The following is a 21,460-nucleotide window of genomic DNA, read 5'->3' as shown; positions in this document are numbered from 1 at the left end:
GCATGTGGTGCGGCGCGAAGGTGATCTGGCGGATCACGATGTCTTTGAAGTTCGGGCGCTCAGCGGTCATGAGCTACGCTCGGCGATCCACGCGCGAAGCGCTGCGTCGGGTCGCGCTGAAGACCTTTGCCCGCAAGGGATTCGCGAATGTGACGGTACCGAGCTGGCCCGGGAGGCCGGGGTGACCGAGCGTACAAGATCATCTGATGGTCGCGAAGCGATCAGTGGCAGGCTGTGGCGGCAGCCGACGACATGGTCGCGGTCTTACGGCGCCAGCCTGATAACGCCCGGCGGCGAGGGGCGTGCCGGCGACGGCTGCACCGGACCTGCTCCGCCATTGCCGCCATTGCCGCCACCGCCGCTGCCACCGCCGCTGCTGCCACCGCCGGCCCCGGGCTGAGGCCCATCAGCGGGAGGCTCCACGTCTTGCGGTGCTGGCGGCGGTTCTTGTGGTGGTGGCGGTTCTTGTGGTGGTGGCGGTTCTTGTGGTGGAGCCGGCGATTGCCTTGATGGCGGCGGTGTGGCGATCGGCGCGGGCGGCGTCACGATGTGCGCGGTCGGCGGCGGTGGAGCCGGAGTCTGCGGCGGGCTCGGTAGCTGGGGATCCCCCTCGGGAACCGCCGCGATCCGCGAGGCCGGCACGGTGCCAAGTGCGGTACCGGCCGACCAGTTTCCATAGTGGTGGCCCGCCATGACAGCACCGCTATTCGTCAACGGGCGCCACGTCGCCGGCATGATGGTCACGTCCAACGCCGGCGGCGCCAGTACCTCGCATCCCACATCGACGGCGTCTCGGGTGTACGTGGTGATCCAGCGGGTCGGTTCATTCGATTGCGGCGCCGGAGTAGCCGTGATGGAAGCTATCTTGCCCCGGTCGTACGGACAGTAGATCTCCACTGCCGCACTGACGAATCGGGCCATGGTGGACGTGACGCGCCTGGCCGGGTATTGGCGCAAGGTCGGGTCCATGTTGTACGCGTCATTGCGCAGCCCGGCGACGATTTCGTCCACCGGCATGCCGCCATCGAGTTTGCGACAAACTTTGTGGGCTGCGGCGATCACGCGGGGCACATTTGAGAGGACAGGGATTTCTTTCTTCTCGAGCAGTGCCAGAAACTGATCGTCCTGATTCGGGTCGGCCGCTGCTGCGCCGCCCCCGAGAATTGCTGTGCCGGTTACCGCCACGACGGCGCTAACCAGGGCGCCGACGTGACTAGTGATGCCGCTGAACATGGCAGGGGCTTCCATTCCGCTAGAGGCGTCACTTGGCGGGCTTTGGATCGCGATTTACGCCGCACGAGTGGCTGTCTGATCAGGTTTCCCGGGATACCTCCCTATCTTTTTGTCCGCATTTCGCAGCATGCCACACATATACCCCACCTGGGTAGGGGCGAAAGACCTTTAGCCGGGCCGGACCACGGGGTGGCTTGCAGAAGCCAGCGGGCGCACTTCTCCGCCGTTAGCCTGTAACGAGTGGCTTCGGCAGGGACAGCAGGATGCCTACCCCGAGACCAGCCGGACGGTGCGGCCGCTGATGGTCACGGTCACTCAAAACGGCGAAGAGAACTGCTCTTTCGTCCTCAGCCGGGCACGTTACCCACCGGAGAGCTCGAAGGAGCGTGGCAATGTCACTGACCACCCGCCTGACCGAATTCTTCGGGATCGAGCATCCGATCCTGCTCGCGCCGATGGCCCTGGTTTCCGGGGGCAGACTCGCGGCGGCGGTGACCGCAGCCGGGGGTCTGGGTCTCGTCGGCGGCGGCTACGGCGAAGCCGACTGGCTGCAAGCCCAGATCGGCGAAACCGACGGCGCACGAGTCGGATACGGGTTCATCACCTGGAGCCTGGCCCGCAACCCCGGGTTGCTCGACAACGCTCTGGGGCAGCAACCCCCGACCATCATGCTGTCGTTCGGTGATCTGACGCCGTTCGCTGAGCGCGTTCGCGGCGCCGGAGTTCCGCTGACCGCTCAGGTGCAAACCCTGCACCAGGCGCGCCTTGCCCTGGCAGCCGGCGCACAGATCATCGTGGCCCAGGGCGGCGAGGCAGGCGGGCACGGGACGGGTGCCCGGTCGACGTTCACGCTGGTGCCTGACGTCGTCGACCTGGTAGCGCAACGTTCGCCGGAAACGCTGGTGGTGGCCGCCGGCGGCGTCGCCGACGGCCGTGGACTGGCTGCCGCGCTGGCGCTCGGGGCCGACGGCGTGCTCGTCGGCACCCGGTTCTGGGCGGCGACCGAGGCGCTGGTGTCACCGCGAGCCCAGCAGCGAGGCATCGGCGCCGGTGGTGACGACACCGTGCGCACCAGGGTCTATGACATTGTGCGGCAGCGTGATTGGCCTGACGAATACGACGCCCGGATGGTCGGCAACGCCTTGACGGCGAGGTGGCACGGCCGCGAGGCCGAATTGTCGGCCCGGTTGCCGGACGTGCTCAACGAATTTGAAAGGGCAACTGCAGCAGAGGATTTCGACGTCATCACGGTACTCGTCGGTGAGGCGATAGGACTCATTCACGACGTTCGCCCCGTCGCCGAGATCGTGCAGCACATGGTCGGCACCGCCGCACGAATCCTGAATCAGTAAAGCGGCGACCACGCCGATGTTCGCAGCAGGCGGCTCTGCCACTGGTCACATTATTTCAGCGCCTCGTACATGTAGCTGCCCGGCCCCCGGTGCTGTGGCGGAGTGTCGTTGGTCAGCAGGTGTACGAGCGCCGCATAGTTGTTCGAGTCGTCAATCTTTTGCCACAGCATCGCTTCTCGGCGCCGGTAGCTGCCGTGTGCGACCTGGAAGCATGCCTGGATGTCGAGTATCCGCATGCCGGCGGGGGCCTTCGACAGCGGCCGGTAGTAGATCTCGTCCCAGGAGCGGATGCAGTCGTCCAGCGGCGCGTAGGGCCAGCCGGTGTCCTTCATGAACAGGCTCAACGGATGGGTCGCACCGTCGGTGGGGACCGCGGCCAGGTCCACCATCTGCAGCGGTGATCAATCGACCGGGAGCAAGATCTTGCCCGTCGCGTCGTACCGGAGATTGTCGAGCTCGCGCATTGGCGCGGCCGCGGCGCCATAGGCGATGGCGACCAGTGAGGTGAGATCGGTGCTGGCGAAGTCGCGCCGCCCCGAGCACGGTCGCGATCGACAACAGACTTCCGCTATCGGAGCTTGTCCTGATAGGGCCACATGGTGTCTTCCAGGTAGAGGGTCAGCTCGTGCTCGCGCCCATCGGACGGCACCTCCGCCAACGACATGTCATGCAGCGGCGACCACGGCAGCGGCACCAGCAGTTTGGCTTCGACGTTCGTACGCAGGGCCAGGCGTTCCCATGCCGCACCGTCTTCGACGGCGGTGATGGTGACGGTGTGCACCCTTGAAGCGACATCGATCCTGCGCTCACCGCGCCACTTGGTCGGGCGTGGCGTCTCGCTCGATGCGGTGGCGGCAGGCTCGATGCCGCAAAGACCCGCGGTTCGGCCCCGCCCGCCACCTGGCCGCACACCCGGCCCAGAACTGCGAAGCACATCTGGACAGTCGTACCGAGAATCTGGTTTGCTCCGATCGGTAGTCCTATTCACCCGGCAGGAGTGCGCGCATGGCCCGACTTGACGTGCCGGACGGTGCCGGCGGCGAAGCCGCGATGATCTGGACGCTACGCCCCGAGCTCGGTGGCATGGTCGAGCGGATGATCCGCGGCGCATACCAGCAGAGCATCGTGCCGGCCGACGAGCGCGAGCTGGCCAGGATGCGTATCGCGCAGATCAACGACTGTGTCGCATGCTCGGGCTTTCGTGCGCCGTCACTGCTGGACGCCGGCCCGAGAACCCCGGCATCCGAGCTCTACGACCACGTCGCGGACTACGCCGCCTACCCCGGCTACACGCCACGCCAACGCCTTGCCATCGAGTTCGCCGAGCGCTTCGCCACCGACCACGCGTCGCTGGACGACGCATTCTTCGGGCGGTTGCGGGAGCTGTTCTCCGATGCGGAAATCCTCGATCTCACATTATGCATAGCGGTGTTCTTGGGCCTGGGGCGTTCGCTGACGGTGCTCGGGGTCGACCAGTCCTGCGCGATAGACATCTAGGAGACACATGGACTTCACGTGGACCTAGCCTCGGTCGACGAGCTGCTCACCACCACGCGATCGGTGCGCCGACGCCTCGATCTGGACCGGCCGGTGGGCCGCGAGGTGATTCTGCAGTGCCTGCGGCTGGCCACCCAGGCGCCCACCGCCAGCAATGCTCAGGATTGGCGCTGGCTGGTGATCACCGACGCCGACAAGCGTGCGGCGATTGCCGACATCTACCGCAGCGTCGGCGCCGAGTATCTCGCCCGGGCCGCTGCCACCGCATCCGATCCGCAGAACCAGCGGGTGTATCGCAGCGCGCTCGGCCTGACCGAGACGCTGGCCCGCGTTCCGGTGCATGTCATTCCCTGCCTGTGTCAGCGCATCGACGAAAGTAACCGGCTGGTCGCTGCGTCGGCCTGGGCGTCGATCATCCCGGCCGGCTGGAGCTTCCTACTTGCGCTGCGGTCCCGCGGATTGGGATCGGTGTGGACGACGATGCATCTGGCAAAGGAGAAAGAGGTGGCCGGGGTGCTCGGAATCCCGGACACGGTCACCCAGGCGGCGCTGTTCCCGGTGGCCTACACCATCGGCACCGACTTCCGTCCGGCCGCGAGGCCGCCGGTGGAGACGATCACGTATTGGGATACCTGGGAACAGCCTGTCGGAGAAAGCTGATGCAGTCCTACACCGTGCGATTTCACGTCGACGCGCCCCCGAACAAGGTGTGGCGGATACTGCATCCGCCCCCGCCGCCGAACTCTCCGCGGCCGAGGGTGCTCAGGTGGCCGACGGGCAGCATGGAGATTTTGCACGAGGGAGACGAGGCCGGCGAAGGTCTGGTCCGCACCTGCATTTTCGAGGTGCCCAAGTACCTGCTGTCCGGTGGCAAGGGGCGGTCGTTCGAGACCGTCACGGAGGCAAAGGTCAACAAGCTGTCGCGGTATGTGGCAGTCGGCGCGCCGCTGTGGTCGCGCGCCGAGGGCTATCACCAACTCGACGAACAGCCCGACGGCAGCACCATACTGACGTTCCACGAGACCTATCACGCCTATAACCCGGTGTTGCGCTTCCTCCTCGAGCGCGCGGTGCACGCCAAGATTTCCCGCGACAACCTCAAGACATATGAGCACGCGCTCGGATACGCCGGCACGGTGCGGCGACTGGCCTGAACGGCTGCCCACCGGCGCTTATTGCATACCGCTTGGGCTCACCGGACATCTGGCTCACACGAACGCGGTAATCAACGCCAAGACGGCGATGCTCCACGCGAGCGCGGCAATCAGCACGCACAATGACCCAACCGCGGCCAGCCGGTCACTGCGGTTCGCGTTTTCGTCCAGGGTGACGGCGAAACTACTGGGCATTCGCCGGAATACGTCCGGCCATGCCACCCGCGAGGCGGCCCGCTTGACACCGCTCGGGTCTTCTTGGGTACGGCGGCGTGGTGGCACCGTGGTGCCGTTGGTGACGAGCACAAAGCCCACCACAAACGACGCAACACCCACCACGATGAGCAGCACGGCAAGCCACAGCATCATGTCCTCCTTCACTGCCGGTCTGTCAGTTGTGCTGTTGACTCCAGTTGCGTTGCGACCCAACGTGGTAGTGGGTACCCTGGCCCCCGCTTGGGGAAACGACGGTCGTTGTCCGCGCCGGCCGGCGCCGCGCACGTTCTGGAAGTCGTTGGCGCACAATGCACTTGCCGAGCCAGCCTGGGCCGGCCGGCACTGGTCAGGAGTCGGCATGCCCGCGAAGTCGATGAGCCTGTTCAGCCGCGCCGCTGCAAACTCTGCCGTCGCGTCCTCGGTACGCAGGTCGGCGATTCGTACCGTGCCGGCGGTTCGAAATTAGCTGCCCGCCCCGGTAGGCTGCTGAGCTATGAGTTCGAAGGCGCCGGCCGCCGTATTTCTCGCTGCCGGGCTGATCCTCACGGGTTGGGTCGGGTCCGCAGGTGTCGCGGCTGCTGACCCGCAGCCGGCACCGCCGTCCGCCCCCAAGACGACCATCGATCACGACGGCACCTATACGGTGGGCACCGACATCGCGCCGGGCACCTACAGCTCTGCCGGGCCCGTCGGGAACGGCACCTGTTATTGGAAGCGGTTGGCCAATCCCGACGGCGCGCTGCTCGACAATGCCCTGAGCAAGAAGCCGCAGGTAGTGCAGATTCAGCCGACCGACAAGGCATTCAGGACATCCGGGTGCCAGCCCTGGCAGATCACCGGCGAGGGCCCTGCGCCGGCGGAACTTCCGGGGCCTGCGGCAGGGGCCCAGCTGCAAACCGATCTGGCGATCCTCAACGGGCTGCTCGGCCCGACCGGCGAACGGGTGCCGCAGTCCTGACGGCCGGGTGACGCTGCTGTGGCTGACCGTGTACAACAGGTCGTCGTCATCGGTGCCGGCGTCAGCGGATTGACCTCAGCGCTGTGCCTGGCCGAAGCGGGATGGCCGGTGCACATCTGGACCGCCGCGATGCCGCAGGACACGACCTCGGCGGTGGCTGGGGCGGTGTGGGGCCCGGTGTTCACCGAGCCTGTCGCCAAGACGTTGGCTTGGGCGGCGGAATCGCTGCGCGTGTTCGGCGAACTCGGCACAGACCCGTCCACCGGAGTTCGCATGGCGCCGGCCCTGACTGTCGGTGACGTACCCGTGGGCGCGGCGCTGCCGCCGCAGGTCGCGTTGATCCCCGACCTGCGGCCGGCCGATCCGGCCGAAATACCCGAAGGCTTTCCGGCCGGGTTTCGCTCCACGCTGCCCATGATCGACATGCCCCACTACCTCGAATACCTGACCAAGCGGTTGGCCGCGGCCGGCTGCGAGATCGAGATCCGTCCGGTGCGGTCGCTGGCCGAGGCCACCGACGCCGCACCGATCGTGGTGAACTGCGCCGGTCTCGGCGCCGCAGAGCTGACCGGCGACGACACCTTGCGGCCGCTGTTCGGCCAGCACGTTGTCATGGTCAATCCCGGTCTGCAGCAGATATTTCTGGAACGCAACGACTCCCCGGAATGGGTCTGCTACTTCCCCCACCCGCAGCGCGTGGTCTGCGGCGGCATCAGTATCGCCGACCGCTGGGACACGACCGCGGACCCCACGGTGACCGACCGGATCCTGCAGCGCTGCCGGCGAATCGAGCCGCGGCTTGGCCAGGCCGCGGTGATCGAGACGATCACCGGGCTGCGTCCGGACCGTCCGTCGGTGCGGGTGGAGTCCGAGCCGCTCGGCCGGGCGCGGTGTATCCACAACTACGGTCACAGCGCCAACGGAGTAACGCTTTCATGGGGATGTGCGCGGGACGTGGCGCGCCTCCTCGGCGCGCAATGAGCTTCAGGCCGGCGGCGCCAGCGCGTTCTCGACCGAGGTGTACATCGGCAGCAGGCGACGCAGACCGCACGCGGCGATGGTGCGGGCCACGATCGGCTGGTTGCTGACCAGCCGCAGGTTCACACCACGACGGCGGCACCGCACCGATTCCTGCGCCAGCACGGCATACGCGCACGACCCCATGAACTCGAGGTCTCTGACGTCGATGACGAACGGCCCCGGCGCGATGGCGATGGCGGCGCTGCGGGTCACCAACCGTTGCCAGACTGTCTCGTTACTGGCATCGATGTCACCACCGACGTGGACCACAACAGCCGAGCCACTAGATTCGGTGACCGCCCGTAGACCGCTTTGCGCGTCACCCAATTGCAAACTCAGCCGCGTGCTCGCGGGACCGGATGCTCCGAGCGCGACAGTGTCCATCTTGTGCAACGTCCCGTCCGTCGTGTGGTGCTAAGTGCTGCCGTCCTGGCTATGGGAAGGCGCGCGGGTGATCGTCCTGGCTAGGAGTGCCCTGTTTTCACAGTGGTAGTAAGCATATGTGTAACAGATCCTGAAAAAGAAGGATGTCTAAAACCAAATTTTGCGTAATTCATGACGGCAGCCATGTTCTTGGCTGTGCGACCACCGGGCGCGGCGGCATCACTACTATCTGATCAAAGCTTGCTACTGCTAAGAGAAACCGGCCGATAACGCGGTGAGCATCGATTACACGCAGCATGACCACCTCGACCACATTGTCACCATCACAATCAACCGGCCCGAGGCGCGTAACTCTCTCGACATGGCGCATTTCCGTGACCTCGCCCACGCCTGGGCCGCCTTTCGCGATGACGCCAATGCCTGGGTCGCCGTCGTCACCGGCGTCGGGCACGACTTCTGCACCGGAGCCGACCTCAAGAAGTTCATCCCCGAGCTGACCGGTGATCTCCCCCGGCCCGAAGGGTGGAACAAGGACGACGCCATCCATGCGGTGTTGCATCGGTTTCCGGTCCACAAGCCGATCGTTGCCGCGGTGAACGGCACGTGTGTCGCGGGCGGATTCGAGATGCTGGGGCTCACCGACATCCGGGTGGCCGTACCCGAGGCACGTTTCGCGGTGATGGAGCCCAAACGCGGACTCTTCGCGGGCGGCGGTAGCACGGTGCGACTGCCACGCCAGATTCCCTATGCGCTGGCGATGGAGCTGCTGCTGACCGCCGACCTGGTGGACGCGCAGCGCGCGCTGGCCATGGGGCTGATCAACCGCGTGGTCGCGGCCGCCCGGCTGATGGATACCGCCTATGACTACGCCGCGCGGATCGCCGCCAACGCTCCCCTAGCGGTATCGGCAACCAAGCAATGCGCCGTCGAAGGGCTGGCACTCGACCTGGAGTCGGCATACGACAACGAGACCCGGCACAGCGACCGCATTTTCCAGACGCAGGACGCCAAGGAAGGACCGCGCGCGTTCGCCGAGAAACGACCGCCGCGATGGCAGGCGCGCTGACCGCTCAGCTATTGCGGCTGCGCGCAGCGCGGCGAGTCAGCAGCGACAATATCCAGCTCACGATCGACAACAGGATCGCCGCCCAGATGGCGCTCCACCAGAAATGGTCTATCTGCAGGCCCCAATGGGTCGTGTCTTTGGTGATCTGGGCGGTGATCCACAGCATGAACGCGTTGATGACGATGTGAAAAAGGCCGAGGGTGAGGATGTACAGCGGGATCGACAGGAATTGCACGATCGGCTTGATGAATGCATTAACCAATCCGAAGATGACCGCGACGACGAAGATGATGCCCACCCGCTGCAACGTCGTATCACCTCCGACAAAGCGCACCCCCGGAACGCACAGGGTCACCACCCACAACGCAAAACCCGTCAACGCCGCACGCACCAGAAAAGGACCCATGCGCCGATCCTGCCATCAATTCAGCGCGTAGAAGCGCTGGGCGTTGCGGCCGCCGATCTTTTCCCGCGACTCTTCGCTGATGTCGGACCGGGTGCGCAGATGCTTTGTGCTCTCCGGCCATTCGCCGTCCCAGTGCGGGTAGTCGCTGGCGAACATGATGAAGTCGTCGCCGAGTACGTCGATCACACCCGGCAGGATCGGCTCCTCCGGCTCGCAGGTCACCCAGATGTTGCCGGCCCGCCAGTAGTCCTGGGGGTCGTGGCGCCAGCCGCCCTCGATCCAGTCGCCGCGCTTCTCGTAGTGCTCGTGCAGGCGATCGATGAAGAACGGAACCCAGCCGGCGCCCGCCTCGAGGAAGGCCACCCGCAATCGAGGATGGCGTTCGAAGACGCCGCCGGAAACCAGCGCGGTCATCGCGGTCATCTGATCGAACGGAAAGCTGATGCAGTGCACCTGGATGTAGTTGGTGAAGCGGTCCACGCCAATCTTGGGCAGGTGAATACCCGGGGCGCCGTGAATCCCGAGCGGCATCTCCAGCTCGATGGCGGCGGCGTAGAACGGGTCGAGGTCAGGATGGTCGAGGTTGCGCGTCTTGAGGGCCGGCGGAACCAGGGTGGCGACCAGCCCGAGGTCTTTGGCCTCGGCCATGATGTCGACGGCCACCTGCCCGTGTTCGATCGGGGTCACGGCGACCCCGCGTAGCCGTCCGTTGGACGGCGCGCAGAAATCGGCGATCCACTGGTTGTACAGACGCGCGAAACCGGCTGCGAAGTCAGGGTTTTCCAGGCTGGGCACGCACAACCCGAGGCTGGGATAGAGCACCATCGTGTCGAGGTGATCGCGGTCGGCGTCACCCAGCACACCCTCGGCGGTCGCCGTGTGGATATCGCCTGCCGTGGTGATCCCGTGCTGGGGTGGGCAACCGGCACCGGGCCCCGTGTCCTCCGGGTAGTTACGACCTTCGATCCGCAGCCCTGGTCGTCCGTCGCTGCTGGGTTGCACGTATTCCGGCCAGCGCTTGAGTGCTTCGATGGCCAATGACGCGTTTTCGGCGACGTGTCCGTCGGCATCGATGATTCGCATGTTCCCGAAGTTACTCGCGCGCTCGGCCAACCCCAACGTTCGCGGGATGGCCCCCGTGCTGCACGATGCTGACGTGACGACACCGGGGCTGACCGTCGACCAGCGAAACTCGTTCATTGCGGCGTTCTTGGGCTGGACGATGGACGCCTTCGACTACTTCATCGTGGTGCTGGTCTACGCCGACATCGCAAAAACCTTCCACCACACCAAGACTGAAGTCGCATTCGTCACGACGGCCACTCTGGCGATGCGCCCGGTGGGTGCGCTGCTGTTCGGGCTGTGGGCCGATCGCGTCGGCCGGCGCATTCCGCTCATGGTCGACGTGATGTTGTATTCGGTGGTCGGATTCCTGTGCGCCTTCGCGCCGAACTTCACCGTACTGGTGATCCTGCGCCTGCTGTATGGCATCGGGATGGGCGGCGAGTGGGGGCTGGGTGCCGCGCTGGCGATGGAGAAGGTGCCCGTCGGCCGGCGCGGGTTCTTCTCCGGGCTGCTGCAAGAGGGCTACGCATTCGGCTATCTGCTGGCCACCCTGGCCTGCCTGCTGGTTGTGAACTGGCTGGGCCTGTCGTGGCGCTGGCTGTTCGGTCTTTCCATCATCCCGGCTCTGATCAGCCTGATCATCCGCTACCGGGTGAAGGAATCCGAGGTGTGGGAAGCCGCGCAGGACCGGATGCGGCTCACCAAGACCCGAATTCGTGACGTGCTGGGCAGCGCCGCGATCATCCGCCGGTTCTTTTACCTGATGCTGCTGATGACCGCGTTCAACTGGATGAGCCACGGCACCCAGGACGTCTACCCCACCTTCTTGACCGCGACCACCGACCAGGGGGCCGGGCTGTCCACCGCGACCGCCCGCTGGATCGCGGTTGTCTACAACATCGGCGCCATCATCGGCGGCCTGGTTTTCGGTACGCTGTCGCAGCGCTTCAGCCGCCGCTACACCATCGTTTTCTGCGCGGTCTTGGGGTTGCCGATCGTGCCGCTGTTCGCTTACTCGCACACCGCGGCGATGTTGTGCCTGGGTTCGTTCCTGATGCAGATCTGTGTGCAGGGTGCCTGGGGGGTGATCCCCGCTCATCTCACCGAGATGTCGCCGGACGCCATTCGTGGTCTGTATCCCGGTGTGACCTACCAGCTCGGCAACCTGTTGGCGGCGCTGAACCTGCCCATTCAGGAACACCTGGCCGCATCGCACGGGTATCCCTTTGCGCTGGCGGCGACGATCGTGCCGGTGCTGACCGCGGTCGCGGTCCTCGCCATGATCGGCAAGGACGCCACCGGAGTCCGCTTCGGTACTGCCGAAAGTTCCCTATTGCCAGCGCAAGTCACCTAATCCGCGCCCCGCAAGGTGCGTCGCAGCAGATGCATGGCCACCGTGGTGGAGCGCTCGCGGATGTCGGACCGGTTGCCGGGGAGCCGCAGCGTGCGGGTGAGTGTGCGGCCATCGTCAAGCAGCACCGTGAAGCACACCGTCCCCACCGGCTTGTCCGCCGTCCCCCCTGCCGGACCGGCGACCCCGGTGATCGCGACGGCGGTGTCGGCGCCGAAGCGTTGCACCGCACCCGCCGCCATCGCCTCGGCCACCGGTTCCGACACCGCGCCGTGCGTCTGGATCAGGGCCGGGTCGACGCCCAGTAACTCGGTTTTCGCGTCGTTGGAATAGGCGACCACGCCGCCGGCCACGTAGTCCGACGAACCGGGACGATCGGTCAGCCGTGCCGAAAGCAGTCCGGCGGTGCAGGATTCGGCGGTTGCTATCCGCCGGCCAGCCAGCAGCCGGGCGATTACATCGTCGACCTGGGAACCGTCTTCGGAGTAGAGCTGTTCGCTGTGCTCCTTTCGGAGCAGCTGGGTCAGCTGCGCGTACACGTCCGCGTCGGGTGGCTCGTATCGGGTAACCATTTCGATCTCGCCGCGCCGCAAGCAGGTGGTGATCTCGAGCCGGTCGTAGCCGGGGATGGATGCCTGTGCGGCACGTAGGGTCTCGGCAAGACCGGACTCGGGCAGGCCGAACATCCGCAGGGTCTCCTGTCGGTAGACGGTTCGGCCGGCGATCGCCTCTTGTGCGGCGGGCGTCTGAATTGCCTTGTGCCACATGGGTTGAAGCTCACGCGGGGGCCCCGGCAGCACGATCACCGCCGGCCTTCCGGGCACGACGACACCCGGCGCGGTCCCCACCGGATCGAGCACCTGCGCGCCGGCCGGGACCATGGCCTGCTTGCGGTTGGCTGCCCGGACCGCTTCGAAGTCGCCCGGGTTGAAGTGGGCCATCAGCTTCTTGAGGATGTTGGCGATGGTGTTTTCGACCGCGGTGTCCAGTACCAGCGCGCGGCCACAGAACCGGGCCACCACTTCGACCGTCATGTCGTCGGCCGTCGGCCCCAGCCCCCCGCTGGTGACGATCAGGTCCACGCCTTGGTCGGCCAGGAAGCGCAGTTGTGCCTCGATGTCGGCGGGGCGGTCGCCGCAGATGGTGATGTGAGCCAGCTCTACCCCCAGCTCCAGCAGCCGATCGGCGATCCAAGGCCCGTTTCGGTCTTGGACCCGCCCGGTCAGGACTTCGGTACCGGTGACAACGATGCCCGCGCGTGCGCTCACCGGCACGAGCCTACGTACCGGCTATCGCGGTGTCGTTAGGCCTCGCCAGGCGAGGCAAAAATTGGCTCGGGAAGGCGATCGCCTGGTGTGAGAACCCGCAATGCAGGTCCTCAGCGAATACGACGCGGATGGCCGACGATCAGCCGAAAGGAACAGTGGCCGGTGCCCTGGGGCTCGGCCGCAGGCGTCCGGCGGATACTAATTGCCCGGTCGTCCTGGTTCGCCGGGTTGGCCCGGTTGCCCGGGCTGGCCCGGCTGACCGGGCTGGCCCGGTCGACCGCCGGTTCCGGGGGCGCCACCGGGGCCACCCGCCCCGCCCTGACCGGGCTGACCGCCGGGGCCTGGGGCTCCGCCCATGCCGCCGTCCCCCCCTCGACCGCCTTGGCCACCCGGGCCACCGTGGCCACCCGGCCCGCCGGCGCCGCCCTGGCCACCTTGTCCGCCTCGACCTCCGGCGCCACCTCTGCCCCCGGCCCCGCCGGCACCGCCTTGGCCACCTGCCCCGCCCTGACCACCCGGCTGGCCGGGTTCGCCGGGCTGGCCGGGCAAACCCTCCGTGGGAGTGTCGGCGTTCATGCCCGTCGGGCCGGTGGTGGGGTAGGACCAAGGGCCATGTGCCTGCCTTTCTGCAAGGCGCCAGGTTTCTGCGCTCGAGTCAAACTACCCGACCCAGCTGACGGTTGGCCGAGATTCGCGCGGTAACTGCGCCCGGTCGCAGACGCGTTGCCCGGTTGATCGTCGGCCATCGAGGCGGCTGGCGGCTGCTACCGTCGAGCTGCCTCAGCCATTTCTGTCGGATCTGCTCGCCGTGCAGGGCGGGTGATTGCCGGTGTTCGGCGCGCGAGAATGTGTGCATGATCGACTTAGAGGTACTTCAGGCCGACGTGACCGAGCTCGAACTCGACGCGATCACCAACGCCGCCAACACTCAACTTCGCCACGCCGGCGGCGTCGCCGCGGCGATAGCGCGCGCCGGCGGACCGGAAGTGCAGCGCGAATCGAACGAGAAGGCACCCATCGGACTTGGGGAAGCGGTCGAAACCACCGCGGGCGCGATGCCGGCGCGCTACGTCATCCACGCGGCGACGATGGAGCTGGGCGGAGCGACCTCAGCCGAGATCATTAGCCGCGCCACCGCTTCGACCCTGCGCAAGGCCGACGAGCTGGGCTGCCGCTCGCTGGCCTTGGTGGCATTCGGCACCGGCGTCGGCGGATTCCCGGTCGAGGAGGCGGCGCGACTGATGGTCGACGCGGTTTGTCGGCACCAAGCGAATTCGCTGCGGCGGGTGGGGTTTGCCGTCCACGGCGGCGCGGCCGAGCGGGCGTTCACCGCGGCGGTGCAGGCTCAAGGCGACAGATAACGCTCGCCGGAAGCAACCTTCTGCGTCATCGCGTTTACCGCCCCCTGACGCCAACCCGCTTTGATCACCGTGCTCCCCCGTGGCGCGCGAGCGGCCACCGCCTCCACCGCGCGCTGCACTACCGCCATCACTTCTTCCCAGGTATCGCCCTCGATCACGGTGAACATCGAATCCGTCTCATTGGGCAGGCCGGAATCGCGGACCACCCGAACCGCTTCGGCCACAATCTCGCCGACCCCCTCCCCCACGCCCAGCGGAGTGACGGAAAACGCGACCAGCACCGACATACGACGAGACTACCCAGCGTGTTCGCGGTCAAAGCCGTCCTGGCAGCATCGAACTCCATGCGGATTCTGGTCCAACGGGTCTCGTCGGCGGCGGTGGTAGTCGACGGCAAGGTCGTCGGCGCCATCCGGCCGGAGCGACAAGGCCTGCTGGCATTCGTCGGCGTCACCCACACCGACGATCCCGACAAGGCGCGGCGGCTCGCCGAAAAGCTGTGGAACTTACGGATTCTCACTGACGAGAAGTCCGCGTGCGACGTCCACGCACCGATCTTGGTGGTCAGCCAGTTCACCCTCTATGCGGATACGGTCAAAGGCCGGCGGCCCTCGTGGAACGCCGCCGCACCGGCCGCTGTGGCCGAGCCGTTGGTAGCGGTGTTCGCCGAAGCGTTGCGAGGCCTGGGTGCACACGTGCAAACCGGGGTCTTCGGTGCGCACATGCACGTGGATTTGGTCAACGACGGCCCCGTGACGGTAATGCTGGAGCTGTGACACGAGAGGACGGCCCGTGACAACACCTGAATTCGGATCGCTTCGCTCCGACGACGACCAGTGGGACATCGTCAGTAGCGTGGGCTACACCGCGTTGCTGGTGGCGGGATGGCGCGCGTTACATGCCGTCGGCCCGCGCCCGCTGGTCCACGACGACTATGCCGAACACTTCGTCGCCGCGTCCGGGGACCCGTATTTGACCGAGCTGCTTGCCAACCCGGTAACCTCCGACGAGCAGACGGCCTTCCCCCGCCTCTACGGCGTGCAGACCCGCTTTTTCGACGACTTCTTCCGGTCGGCCGCCGACGCCGGGATCCGGCAGGCGGTGATCGTCGCCGCCGGCCTGGACTCGCGCGCCTATCGACTCGATTGGCCTTTCGGAACAACGGTTTTCGAGATCGACCTGCCGAAAGTTCTGGAATTCAAAGCACGCGTTCTGGCCCAGCGGAACGCCGAGCCCAAAGCCCGCCGCAGCGAGGTGCCCGCCGACCTGCGTACCGACTGGCCGGAGCGGCTGAAAGCGGCCGGCTTGGATCCGCGACAACGCGCCGCCTGGTCGGTGGAAGGCCTGTTGATGTATCTGACCGGCGATGCCCAAGACGCGCTGTTCGCAAGGATCGACGAACTGTCGGCACCCGGCAGTCGAGTTGCCGTGGGCGCCTTGGGCACCCGCATCGACCACCAGCAACTGGCCGCTCTGGAAGCGGCCCACCCAGGGGTCAATCTGTCTGGCAACGTGGATTTCTCGGCTCTCAGCTATGACGACAAGACCAACCCGGCGCAATGGCTGGCCGGGCGCGGGTGGGTGGTTGAACCCGTCCGCAACACCCTCGAGTTGCAGGCCGGCTACGGAATGACGCCTCCGGAGGTGGACGTGCAGATCGACGGTTTGATGCACTCCCAATACATCACGGCTACTAAGGGGTGAGCAGGACCTTCACGTCGTCGCCCGACCGGGAACCCGCTATCGCGTAGCCCTTGGCCGCCTCGTCCAACGGCAGCGCCGTGGTGAAGATGCCGTCGACGTCAAGGCGGCCCGACCGAAGCAGCGGGATCAACTCCCCCCAGGTGCGCTGCACCGGCGCTATTGTCAGCCGCAGCGTGATGCTGCGCAGCAGACAAGCCAGGGCCGGAAGCGGAAACGGCTGCAGATCATGTACCCCGACGACCGAGACGGTGCCGCCGGGCCGCACCGCGGTCAGCGAGTCGGTGATGGACGCGTCGGTGCCGACGGCGTCGATCACCGCATCCGCGCCACGGCCACCCGTGGCGGCAAGAACGGCCTCCGCCGCCGGCGAGCCGACGGGTGTGGCGCCCCATCCCGCGGCGCGGCGCAGCCGGCCCTCGACTCGGTCCACAGCGAAAACCGTTGCCGCACCGTGAAGGAACGCGGAGCGCACCGCACACAGCCCGACCGCGCCCAGACCGATGACCGCTACCGTTGCGCCGAACGATATGTCGGCCCGGCGGGCGGCCGCCCAACCGGTGGCGAGATTGTCGGTCAGCAGCAGCGCCTGCTCGGTGGTGATCGCATCGGGAACCTTGAGCACCTGGAAGTCGGCGGCGGGCACTGCCAGCAGATCGGCCTGCGCGCCGCCCAGCGCGCCGGAACCGAAAATCTGTGGGCCCAAACGACACATCGCCGGGTCGCCGGTCGCGCACCCCTCGCAGCCGCCGCAGCCGGCGACCGAGGACACCAGGACCTGGTCACCAACCGTGACGGAACGCACCTGCGGTCCGGCTTCGACGACGGTGCCGACCGCTTCGTGACCGAGGGCGACCGGTTCGGCCAGTGGATAGTCGCCGTCGTAGAAATGCAGATCCGAACCGCAGATACCGGCGGCGCTCACGGCGACGATGACGCCGTCGGGTCCGGTAAGCGCCGGGTCCGGACGGGTGTCGACGCCGATGCTTCCCGGCCCGTCGATGACTACCGTGCGCATGTCGGGGTGCTCACTTTCTTTGTCGCAGAACGAATTGAGACCAGTCCGGTTCTCGCACCGCCGCCCAGTACTGACTGAGCCGCCACGGGCTGACGGTGTGGATTTCCCCGTCGGCATTCTTGAAGTAAGAGTGTTTGACGGCCGGATGTGACCACACCATCTGCTGTATTGCGGCCTGGGTACGCTGATGCCATTCAGTGGCGGCTCGAGCCGTCGGCTCCATCGAATGCACATCGTTGGCAATCAGGTGTTCCAGGCAGAGATTGATGTAGCGCATCTGGAGTTCGGACTGGAAGATCAGGCTACCGCCATGGGCCAGATGAGTGCCGGGCCCGTAGATGAGGAACAGGTTGGGAAACTCCGGAACCGTGATGCCAAGATAGGCACAGGGCCGGGTGCCCCAGCTGTCGCGCAGGTCAATCCCGTTGCGGCCGAGGATCTTCAGCGGCCACAACACGTCGGTGTGACGAAACCCGGTGGCGTAGATGATGACGTCGACGGGGTATGGCTGACCGTCTTCGGTGACGATGCCGCCGGGTGTGATTCGCCGGATCGGCGTGCGCACCAATTCGACGTTGTCCCGTCGCAAGGTCTGCAGCCAGCTGCCGTTGTCTTGCAATGTCCGCTTACCAGTGGCGGGATAGTCGGGCATCACCTTCGCCAGCAGCTCGTCGTCGTCACCGACCTGGCCGGTGATCCACTGGCTGAACATCATCCGGGCCGCGGCGTTCATCTCGCTGACGGCATAGTCCTGGTCGGGGTAAGTCGGGTCGGTACGCGCCGCGTCGAGTCCCTTGTCGGCGCCCGGCCACAGCAGCAGGAATCGATACCATCTGCCATAGAACGGCAGGTGCCGCATCGCCCAGCGCACGCCGTCGCCCACTTCGGCGTGATACATCGGGTTGGGGAACATCCATTGGGCGGTGCGCTGGAAGACAATGAGCTGCTCGACGCCGCCGGCGATCGCCGGCGCGATCTGAAAGCCACTGGCCCCCGCCCCGACCAGCGCGGCCCTTTTGCCGGTCAAGTCGACGGAGTGGTCCCAGGCCGCGGAGTGAAACGACGGTCCGGCGAACGTGTCGGCACCATCGAATGCCGGGATATACGGTCGGTTCAGCTGACCGACAGCGGTGATGACGGCCCGCGCGTTGACGGTGGTCTGGCCGTCGGGCGACCGCAACGACACCGTCCACATGCCGTCGTCGTCGTGCCACTCGGCGGCCAGTACCTCGGTGTTCCACCGCACCTGCTCGGACACGCCGTACTTGTCCATCACCTGGGTGAAATAGTCTCGCAGCTCCCACTGTTCGGCGAAGAAATGTGTCCAGTCGTTGTTGGGTTCAAAGCTGTAGCAATAGAAATGGTTCGCCACGTCAACCCGGGCTCCGGGATAGCTGTTCTCCCACCATGTTCCGCCCGGGCCGGCGTTTTTCTCCATGATGGTGAAGGGAATGTTGGCCTGCTTCAACCGGATTCCGGCCAGAATTCCGGATTCGCCGCAGCCGATCACCACGACCGGCAGCTGGGCAGCGCGCTCGGACGGGATGGGGGCGGGTCGGCGGGGGTCGACTCCATCGAGGTCCATCTCTTCCAGCACCAGGGGTAGGTAGTCGTCGGGAACGTGTTCGCAGGCCGCCCAATCCATCATTTCCCGGATCAGGTCGATGCTCAGCGGCTCGGGTTCGGGGCAGCCGAGGTCGCGGTACTGCGAGATTACCGATAGGGCTTCGGCGCGGGCGCGGGCCTTGTCCTCCTCGGACATGAATCCCTGGACTTCGTTGAGGAAGAGCCCCATCGGCTTGAAGTCACGAAGAAAACGGGGATCGCCGGTGATGTGCACCAGCGACAGCAACAGTGTCGGGATGCTGACGTCGTCGAGCGCGGACGCGATCTCCGGGGTGGAGGTGGTGAAGGGCAGGCCGGCGTACCCGCTGCGCATCGAAGCCGATCCTTTCGCACGATTCCCAATTACGATACTGAGCGTTTCGTAATTGTCTGGCATTACGCTACCCGCGGCCGGGTGCCCGATCAAGGGAATCTCGCGGCGCTATGGTGCGCGGCGCAAACAGCGCAGCGTGGATAAGACGCATCGGGGACGTCGGTTCGGGCCCTCGATTTCGGGAACGGGCTACGGTGTCACTCAACGCCGGAGTGACGAGTCCACATTTCAGTTGTCCGCGCGATTGTGCCACCCGCGGGATGTCGGCGAAGACCAAAATCCGTTGTTGTTTTGTTGGTATTCAGGCAGATACTCCCGACCCTCGGACTCAATACTGACCACCACGCAGAATTCCGATACGGTGAAAAACGCCAAGCGATCGATAACCGGATCGACAACACCCGAACGCGGGTATGCAGCTGCGAATTGATGCAACAAATCGACCGCGCGACATTAGACGGTTCGGCCCAACAAATTGCGAGCACCCCGGGGCTCCCGATACGCTATGCCGCAATGGACGCTGAGTACACCGTGCGCGCGGAAGCCGCGAACATGCGGAGTTCCGCGGATTCGTCGTGTGCGGTTGCGTCCGAAGATGCGGGCCGACCGGACGACCCGGACCGGACGACGCGAGGCTGCTGATGCTGCCACCGAGTTTGCTGATTTCGGGGACGTCGATCGGGCACCTAGGTGTCGCTTGTCAGATCAACGAGATGAGGTCGGCGCGGGGTTTGCGCGAGGTCGGCGATGGTTGAGCCGTTCGCGGCTGATCCGGCCCCGTTGGTCGACGCGGTCGAGCGGGCGGCCGAGTTCCTGGGTTATGCCGAAAGTCTGCTTGCCGAAATGGACCGGCTGTTCGGCACGTCGGATGAGACGTGGACGACGGAAGGTGTGGCGCGCCGCCCGACAACCGCCGGCCCGGGCAGCGAGGACCATCTCCGGCATAGCGACAGCCCGAGCGACGACGAGAAGACACCCGAATTCCGCAATTCAACCGATGGCCTCGTAGTCGCTGGCACCTACTATCTGCCGGGCAGTTTGCCGTCATACGACGAGCTGGTGGAATTGACAAAGACGGATCCCGATACGGCCTACTATTGGTCGGGTCTTGATGCGCGGGGAGTGAGCGTCGGGCCGGACGGTTCGAGAATCGCCGAACAGCTGGCGGGTGAGGCGAACGGCACCACACTGAAAATGCTGCTCGAACGAAATGGGATGCAGCCAATTCCGGGATGGAATAAGTGTGACCCGGAACTGGTCCGGTTTTGGCACGACGCGGCCAGGGCATACGCCGACAACTGCAGTGGGACGGTAACCGCAGTCGTGGGATGTGATGTGCGCCCCGACAACATCTGGCAGACCGTCGAGGTACCCCGACTGACGGATAACCCGAACGTAGCAAGGATCGTTCAGATGGATCCGGACTCTCGGCTGACAACCGTGATATTCGAACGGTACATCGAGGAGTGTTCATGGCGGGGCCAGGCGGACGTTGTCGAACCGGGCCGGGCGATCCAGTTCGTCGAACCACCATCCGCATGACTATGACGGGGAACCTCGGCGCATCTCCCGCAGGCTCGCATGGCTGAGGCGGCGCCGCCAAGAAGCGCGCGTGGCGGCCGGGGGTGAGCGGGTGCTCGGTGCTGGTTGATGGTTGTGGGGTGGGTGGTGGCGTGACGGTTTTGTTGGTCAATCCTCCGGGGGTGCGTGCCAACGGGCGGTCTTATGTCGACGCGCAAAAACTGTGGGGTCCGTGGGTGTATTCGTCGATGCCGATGGAGCATTTGGGGTTGATGTCGATCAAGGCTTACGCCAGGGCGCGTGGGCTTGAGGTCGTGACGGTCAATGGTTTGGTGGCCGGGCATGAGGGTGTGGAGCAGACGTGGCAGGCGATGCAGGCTGCGGTGGCGGTCGCGGGTGTGCCGCGGTTGGTGGGGTTTTCGTGTATCGATACCTTTGCCGAGGTGTTGTGGTTGGCGCGGCGGGCGCGTCAGTGCTGGGAGGGTGTGCAGATCGCGTTGGGCAATGTGATCGCCACACTGAACTACGAGCGCATTTTGGCTGAGTATGACTGTTTTGATTTCGTGGTGGTCGGCGATGGCGAGGTGGCGTTTACCGAGTTGGCTTTGGCGGTGGTCAATGGTGCGGGGCTAGCGGATGTTGCGGGGCTGGCGCGCCGCGACGGGCGCGGTGGGGTGGTGTGTTCGCCGTCGAGGTTGGTTGATCTCGACGAATTGCCGTGGCCGGCGCGCGAGGAGTTGCCGACGGTGCTCGGCGATGGTTTTGCCGCGTCGGTGTTCGCCAGTCGGGGTTGTCCGTATCGGTGCACGTTTTGTGGGACCGGGGCGGTGTCGGCGATGTTGGGGCGCAGCAGTTATCGGGTCAAGTCGGTGGATGCGGTGGTCGACGAGATCGGTTATCTGGTGTCGGATTTCGGTATCGAGTTTGTGTCGATTACCGATGATTTGTTT

Annotated in this window: 24 protein-coding genes and 2 pseudogenes; 14 read left to right on the top strand and 12 right to left on the bottom strand. The window is 65.7% G+C overall.

Features of this window, described 5'->3' with window-relative positions; genetic code table 11:
- Window positions 1-68: 68 nt before the first annotated feature.
- A pseudogene (locus tag B4U45_RS28770) lies at window positions 69-256 on the top strand (TetR family transcriptional regulator); the annotation flags it as partial.
- An 8-nt stretch (window positions 257-264) separates the two neighbouring features.
- On the opposite strand, the gene B4U45_RS01040 reads toward B4U45_RS28770, so the two are convergent.
- Window positions 265-1,233, bottom strand: a complete 969-nt coding sequence (locus tag B4U45_RS01040; protein ID WP_083154054.1) for a DUF732 domain-containing protein — start codon at window positions 1,231-1,233, stop codon at window positions 265-267.
- Window positions 1,234-1,625: 392 nt separating this feature from the next.
- Here B4U45_RS01040 and B4U45_RS01035 point away from each other — a divergent pair, with 392 nt between their 5' ends.
- Complete coding sequence (locus B4U45_RS01035) at window positions 1,626-2,585, top strand: NAD(P)H-dependent flavin oxidoreductase (RefSeq protein ID WP_083154044.1); 960 nt, start codon at window positions 1,626-1,628, stop codon at window positions 2,583-2,585.
- Between the two features lie 50 nt (window positions 2,586-2,635).
- Here the strand turns inward: B4U45_RS01035 and B4U45_RS01030 are convergent, their stop codons facing one another.
- Window positions 2,636-2,974 carry a hypothetical protein gene (locus B4U45_RS01030; protein ID WP_241780226.1) on the bottom strand — a complete coding sequence of 113 codons (339 nt, stop codon included), beginning with the start codon at window positions 2,972-2,974 and terminating at the stop codon, window positions 2,636-2,638.
- A gap of 179 nt (window positions 2,975-3,153) precedes the next feature.
- Complete coding sequence (locus tag B4U45_RS01025; protein WP_075546719.1) at window positions 3,154-3,366, bottom strand: hypothetical protein; 213 nt, start codon at window positions 3,364-3,366, stop codon at window positions 3,154-3,156.
- Window positions 3,367-3,590: 224 nt separating this feature from the next.
- Here B4U45_RS01025 and B4U45_RS01020 point away from each other — a divergent pair, with 224 nt between their 5' ends.
- Genes B4U45_RS01020 through B4U45_RS01010 form a run of 3 tightly spaced genes read left to right on the top strand, consistent with a single transcriptional unit; the run spans window position 3,591 to window position 5,236 of the window.
- Window positions 3,591-4,082 carry a carboxymuconolactone decarboxylase family protein gene (locus B4U45_RS01020; RefSeq protein WP_075546718.1) on the top strand — a complete coding sequence of 164 codons (492 nt, stop codon included), beginning with the start codon at window positions 3,591-3,593 and terminating at the stop codon, window positions 4,080-4,082.
- Window positions 4,083-4,100: 18 nt separating this feature from the next.
- Entirely contained in the window at window positions 4,101-4,742 is a 642-nt protein-coding gene (locus tag B4U45_RS01015) for a nitroreductase family protein (RefSeq protein WP_075546717.1), read from the top strand.
- Window positions 4,742-5,236: an SRPBCC family protein gene (locus B4U45_RS01010; protein ID WP_075546716.1), complete on the top strand. Its 495-nt coding sequence runs from the start codon at window positions 4,742-4,744 to the stop codon at window positions 5,234-5,236. Before B4U45_RS01015 ends, B4U45_RS01010 begins: the two co-directional genes overlap by 1 nt.
- A 54-nt stretch (window positions 5,237-5,290) precedes the next feature.
- On the opposite strand, the gene B4U45_RS01005 is transcribed toward B4U45_RS01010, so the two are convergent.
- A complete protein-coding gene (locus tag B4U45_RS01005) occupies window positions 5,291-5,602 on the bottom strand; it encodes a hypothetical protein (RefSeq protein WP_131808281.1) in 312 nt (103 codons plus the stop codon).
- Window positions 5,603-5,945: 343 nt separating this feature from the next.
- On the opposite strand from B4U45_RS01005, the gene B4U45_RS01000 reads away from it, so the two are divergent.
- Both B4U45_RS01000 and B4U45_RS00995 read left to right on the top strand, forming a co-directional pair.
- Entirely contained in the window at window positions 5,946-6,410 is a 465-nt protein-coding gene (locus tag B4U45_RS01000) for an Rv1352/Rv1906c domain-containing protein (protein WP_075546714.1), read from the top strand.
- Between the two features lie 18 nt (window positions 6,411-6,428).
- Entirely contained in the window at window positions 6,429-7,391 is a 963-nt protein-coding gene (locus tag B4U45_RS00995; protein ID WP_075546713.1) for an FAD-dependent oxidoreductase, read from the top strand.
- On the opposite strand, the pseudogene B4U45_RS00990 reads toward B4U45_RS00995, so the two are convergent.
- A pseudogene (locus tag B4U45_RS00990) lies at window positions 7,388-7,814 on the bottom strand (anti-sigma factor antagonist); the annotation flags it as partial. The gene B4U45_RS00995 and the pseudogene B4U45_RS00990 sit on opposite strands and share 4 nt — an antisense overlap.
- 274 nt (window positions 7,815-8,088) lie before the next feature.
- Between B4U45_RS00990 and B4U45_RS00985 the strand changes: the two are divergent.
- Window positions 8,089-8,880 carry an enoyl-CoA hydratase/isomerase family protein gene (locus B4U45_RS00985; RefSeq protein ID WP_075546711.1) on the top strand — a complete coding sequence of 264 codons (792 nt, stop codon included), beginning with the start codon at window positions 8,089-8,091 and terminating at the stop codon, window positions 8,878-8,880.
- Between the two features lie 4 nt (window positions 8,881-8,884).
- Here the strand turns inward: B4U45_RS00985 and B4U45_RS00980 are convergent, their stop codons facing one another.
- Complete coding sequence (locus tag B4U45_RS00980; protein ID WP_075546710.1) at window positions 8,885-9,286, bottom strand: phage holin family protein; 402 nt, start codon at window positions 9,284-9,286, stop codon at window positions 8,885-8,887.
- Window positions 9,287-9,301: 15 nt separating this feature from the next.
- Window positions 9,302-10,369 (bottom strand): amidohydrolase family protein, encoded by a 1,068-nt coding sequence (locus B4U45_RS00975; RefSeq protein ID WP_075546709.1) that lies wholly within the window; start codon window positions 10,367-10,369, stop codon window positions 9,302-9,304.
- 73 nt (window positions 10,370-10,442) lie between these two features.
- On the opposite strand from B4U45_RS00975, the gene B4U45_RS00970 reads away from it, so the two are divergent.
- Entirely contained in the window at window positions 10,443-11,705 is a 1,263-nt protein-coding gene (locus B4U45_RS00970; protein WP_089025074.1) for a sialate:H+ symport family MFS transporter, read from the top strand.
- On the opposite strand, the gene B4U45_RS00965 is transcribed toward B4U45_RS00970, so the two are convergent.
- The gene (locus B4U45_RS00965; RefSeq protein WP_449288812.1) at window positions 11,702-12,970 is read right to left on the bottom strand and encodes a competence/damage-inducible protein A; all 1,269 of its coding nucleotides are present in this window, start codon (window positions 12,968-12,970) and stop codon (window positions 11,702-11,704) included. The genes B4U45_RS00970 and B4U45_RS00965 overlap by 4 nt on opposite strands.
- Before the next feature lie 110 nt (window positions 12,971-13,080).
- Window positions 13,081-13,455 (bottom strand): hypothetical protein, encoded by a 375-nt coding sequence (locus B4U45_RS00960; RefSeq protein ID WP_158006330.1) that lies wholly within the window; start codon window positions 13,453-13,455, stop codon window positions 13,081-13,083.
- Between the two features lie 369 nt (window positions 13,456-13,824).
- Here B4U45_RS00960 and B4U45_RS00955 point away from each other — a divergent pair, with 369 nt between their 5' ends.
- A complete protein-coding gene (locus B4U45_RS00955; RefSeq protein WP_219859285.1) occupies window positions 13,825-14,331 on the top strand; it encodes a macro domain-containing protein in 507 nt (168 codons plus the stop codon).
- Here the strand turns inward: B4U45_RS00955 and B4U45_RS00950 are convergent.
- The gene (locus B4U45_RS00950; RefSeq protein WP_219859284.1) at window positions 14,316-14,618 is read right to left on the bottom strand and encodes an MTH1187 family thiamine-binding protein; all 303 of its coding nucleotides are present in this window, start codon (window positions 14,616-14,618) and stop codon (window positions 14,316-14,318) included. The genes B4U45_RS00955 and B4U45_RS00950 overlap by 16 nt on opposite strands.
- Window positions 14,619-14,675: 57 nt before the next feature.
- Here B4U45_RS00950 and dtd point away from each other — a divergent pair, with 57 nt between their 5' ends.
- Together dtd and B4U45_RS00940 are read left to right on the top strand one after the other, a co-directional pair.
- The gene (gene dtd, locus B4U45_RS00945; protein WP_075546771.1) at window positions 14,676-15,107 is read left to right on the top strand and encodes a D-aminoacyl-tRNA deacylase; all 432 of its coding nucleotides are present in this window, start codon (window positions 14,676-14,678) and stop codon (window positions 15,105-15,107) included.
- 16 nt (window positions 15,108-15,123) lie between these two features.
- On the top strand, window positions 15,124-16,035 hold the full coding sequence (locus B4U45_RS00940; RefSeq protein WP_075546704.1) for a class I SAM-dependent methyltransferase: 912 nt from the start codon (window positions 15,124-15,126) through the stop codon (window positions 16,033-16,035).
- Here B4U45_RS00940 and B4U45_RS00935 read toward each other — a convergent pair.
- Both B4U45_RS00935 and B4U45_RS00930 read right to left on the bottom strand, forming a co-directional pair.
- The gene (locus tag B4U45_RS00935; protein ID WP_083156318.1) at window positions 16,025-17,050 is read right to left on the bottom strand and encodes an alcohol dehydrogenase catalytic domain-containing protein; all 1,026 of its coding nucleotides are present in this window, start codon (window positions 17,048-17,050) and stop codon (window positions 16,025-16,027) included. The genes B4U45_RS00940 and B4U45_RS00935 overlap by 11 nt on opposite strands.
- A 10-nt stretch (window positions 17,051-17,060) precedes the next feature.
- Window positions 17,061-18,989 carry a flavin-containing monooxygenase gene (locus B4U45_RS00930; protein WP_075546702.1) on the bottom strand — a complete coding sequence of 643 codons (1,929 nt, stop codon included), beginning with the start codon at window positions 18,987-18,989 and terminating at the stop codon, window positions 17,061-17,063.
- Window positions 18,990-19,832: 843 nt separating this feature from the next.
- On the opposite strand from B4U45_RS00930, the gene B4U45_RS00925 reads away from it, so the two are divergent.
- Both B4U45_RS00925 and B4U45_RS00920 read left to right on the top strand, forming a co-directional pair.
- Window positions 19,833-20,531 carry a hypothetical protein gene (locus B4U45_RS00925; RefSeq protein ID WP_131808280.1) on the top strand — a complete coding sequence of 233 codons (699 nt, stop codon included), beginning with the start codon at window positions 19,833-19,835 and terminating at the stop codon, window positions 20,529-20,531.
- 131 nt (window positions 20,532-20,662) lie between these two features.
- Window positions 20,663-21,460 (top strand): B12-binding domain-containing radical SAM protein (locus B4U45_RS00920; RefSeq protein WP_219859283.1); only part of this gene is annotated, 798 nt, incomplete at its 3' end.

The organism is Mycobacterium persicum, from assembly GCF_002086915.1.
Taxonomy (GTDB): domain Bacteria; phylum Actinomycetota; class Actinomycetes; order Mycobacteriales; family Mycobacteriaceae; genus Mycobacterium; species Mycobacterium persicum.
This window is presented reverse-complemented; position numbering and strand designations above follow the sequence as displayed.

Coding starts and splice junctions, on each gene's coding strand:
- B4U45_RS01040 (WP_083154054.1), bottom strand. CDS start 1,233: ATGTTCAGCGGCATCACTAGTCACGTCGGCGCCCTGGTTAGCGCCGTC.
- B4U45_RS01035 (WP_083154044.1), top strand. CDS start 1,626: ATGTCACTGACCACCCGCCTGACCGAATTCTTCGGGATCGAGCATCCG.
- B4U45_RS01030 (WP_241780226.1), bottom strand. CDS start 2,974: ATGGTGGACCTGGCCGCGGTCCCCACCGACGGTGCGACCCATCCGTTG.
- B4U45_RS01020 (WP_075546718.1), top strand. CDS start 3,591: ATGGCCCGACTTGACGTGCCGGACGGTGCCGGCGGCGAAGCCGCGATG.
- B4U45_RS01010 (WP_075546716.1), top strand. CDS start 4,742: ATGCAGTCCTACACCGTGCGATTTCACGTCGACGCGCCCCCGAACAAG.
- B4U45_RS01005 (WP_131808281.1), bottom strand. CDS start 5,602: ATGCTGTGGCTTGCCGTGCTGCTCATCGTGGTGGGTGTTGCGTCGTTT.
- B4U45_RS01000 (WP_075546714.1), top strand. CDS start 5,946: ATGAGTTCGAAGGCGCCGGCCGCCGTATTTCTCGCTGCCGGGCTGATC.
- B4U45_RS00980 (WP_075546710.1), bottom strand. CDS start 9,286: ATGGGTCCTTTTCTGGTGCGTGCGGCGTTGACGGGTTTTGCGTTGTGG.
- B4U45_RS00975 (WP_075546709.1), bottom strand. CDS start 10,369: ATGCGAATCATCGATGCCGACGGACACGTCGCCGAAAACGCGTCATTG.
- B4U45_RS00955 (WP_219859285.1), top strand. CDS start 13,825: ATGATCGACTTAGAGGTACTTCAGGCCGACGTGACCGAGCTCGAACTC.
- B4U45_RS00950 (WP_219859284.1), bottom strand. CDS start 14,618: ATGTCGGTGCTGGTCGCGTTTTCCGTCACTCCGCTGGGCGTGGGGGAG.
- dtd (WP_075546771.1), top strand. CDS start 14,676: ATGCGGATTCTGGTCCAACGGGTCTCGTCGGCGGCGGTGGTAGTCGAC.
- B4U45_RS00935 (WP_083156318.1), bottom strand. CDS start 17,050: ATGCGCACGGTAGTCATCGACGGGCCGGGAAGCATCGGCGTCGACACC.
- B4U45_RS00930 (WP_075546702.1), bottom strand. CDS start 18,989: ATGCGCAGCGGGTACGCCGGCCTGCCCTTCACCACCTCCACCCCGGAG.
- B4U45_RS00925 (WP_131808280.1), top strand. CDS start 19,833: ATGGACCGGCTGTTCGGCACGTCGGATGAGACGTGGACGACGGAAGGT.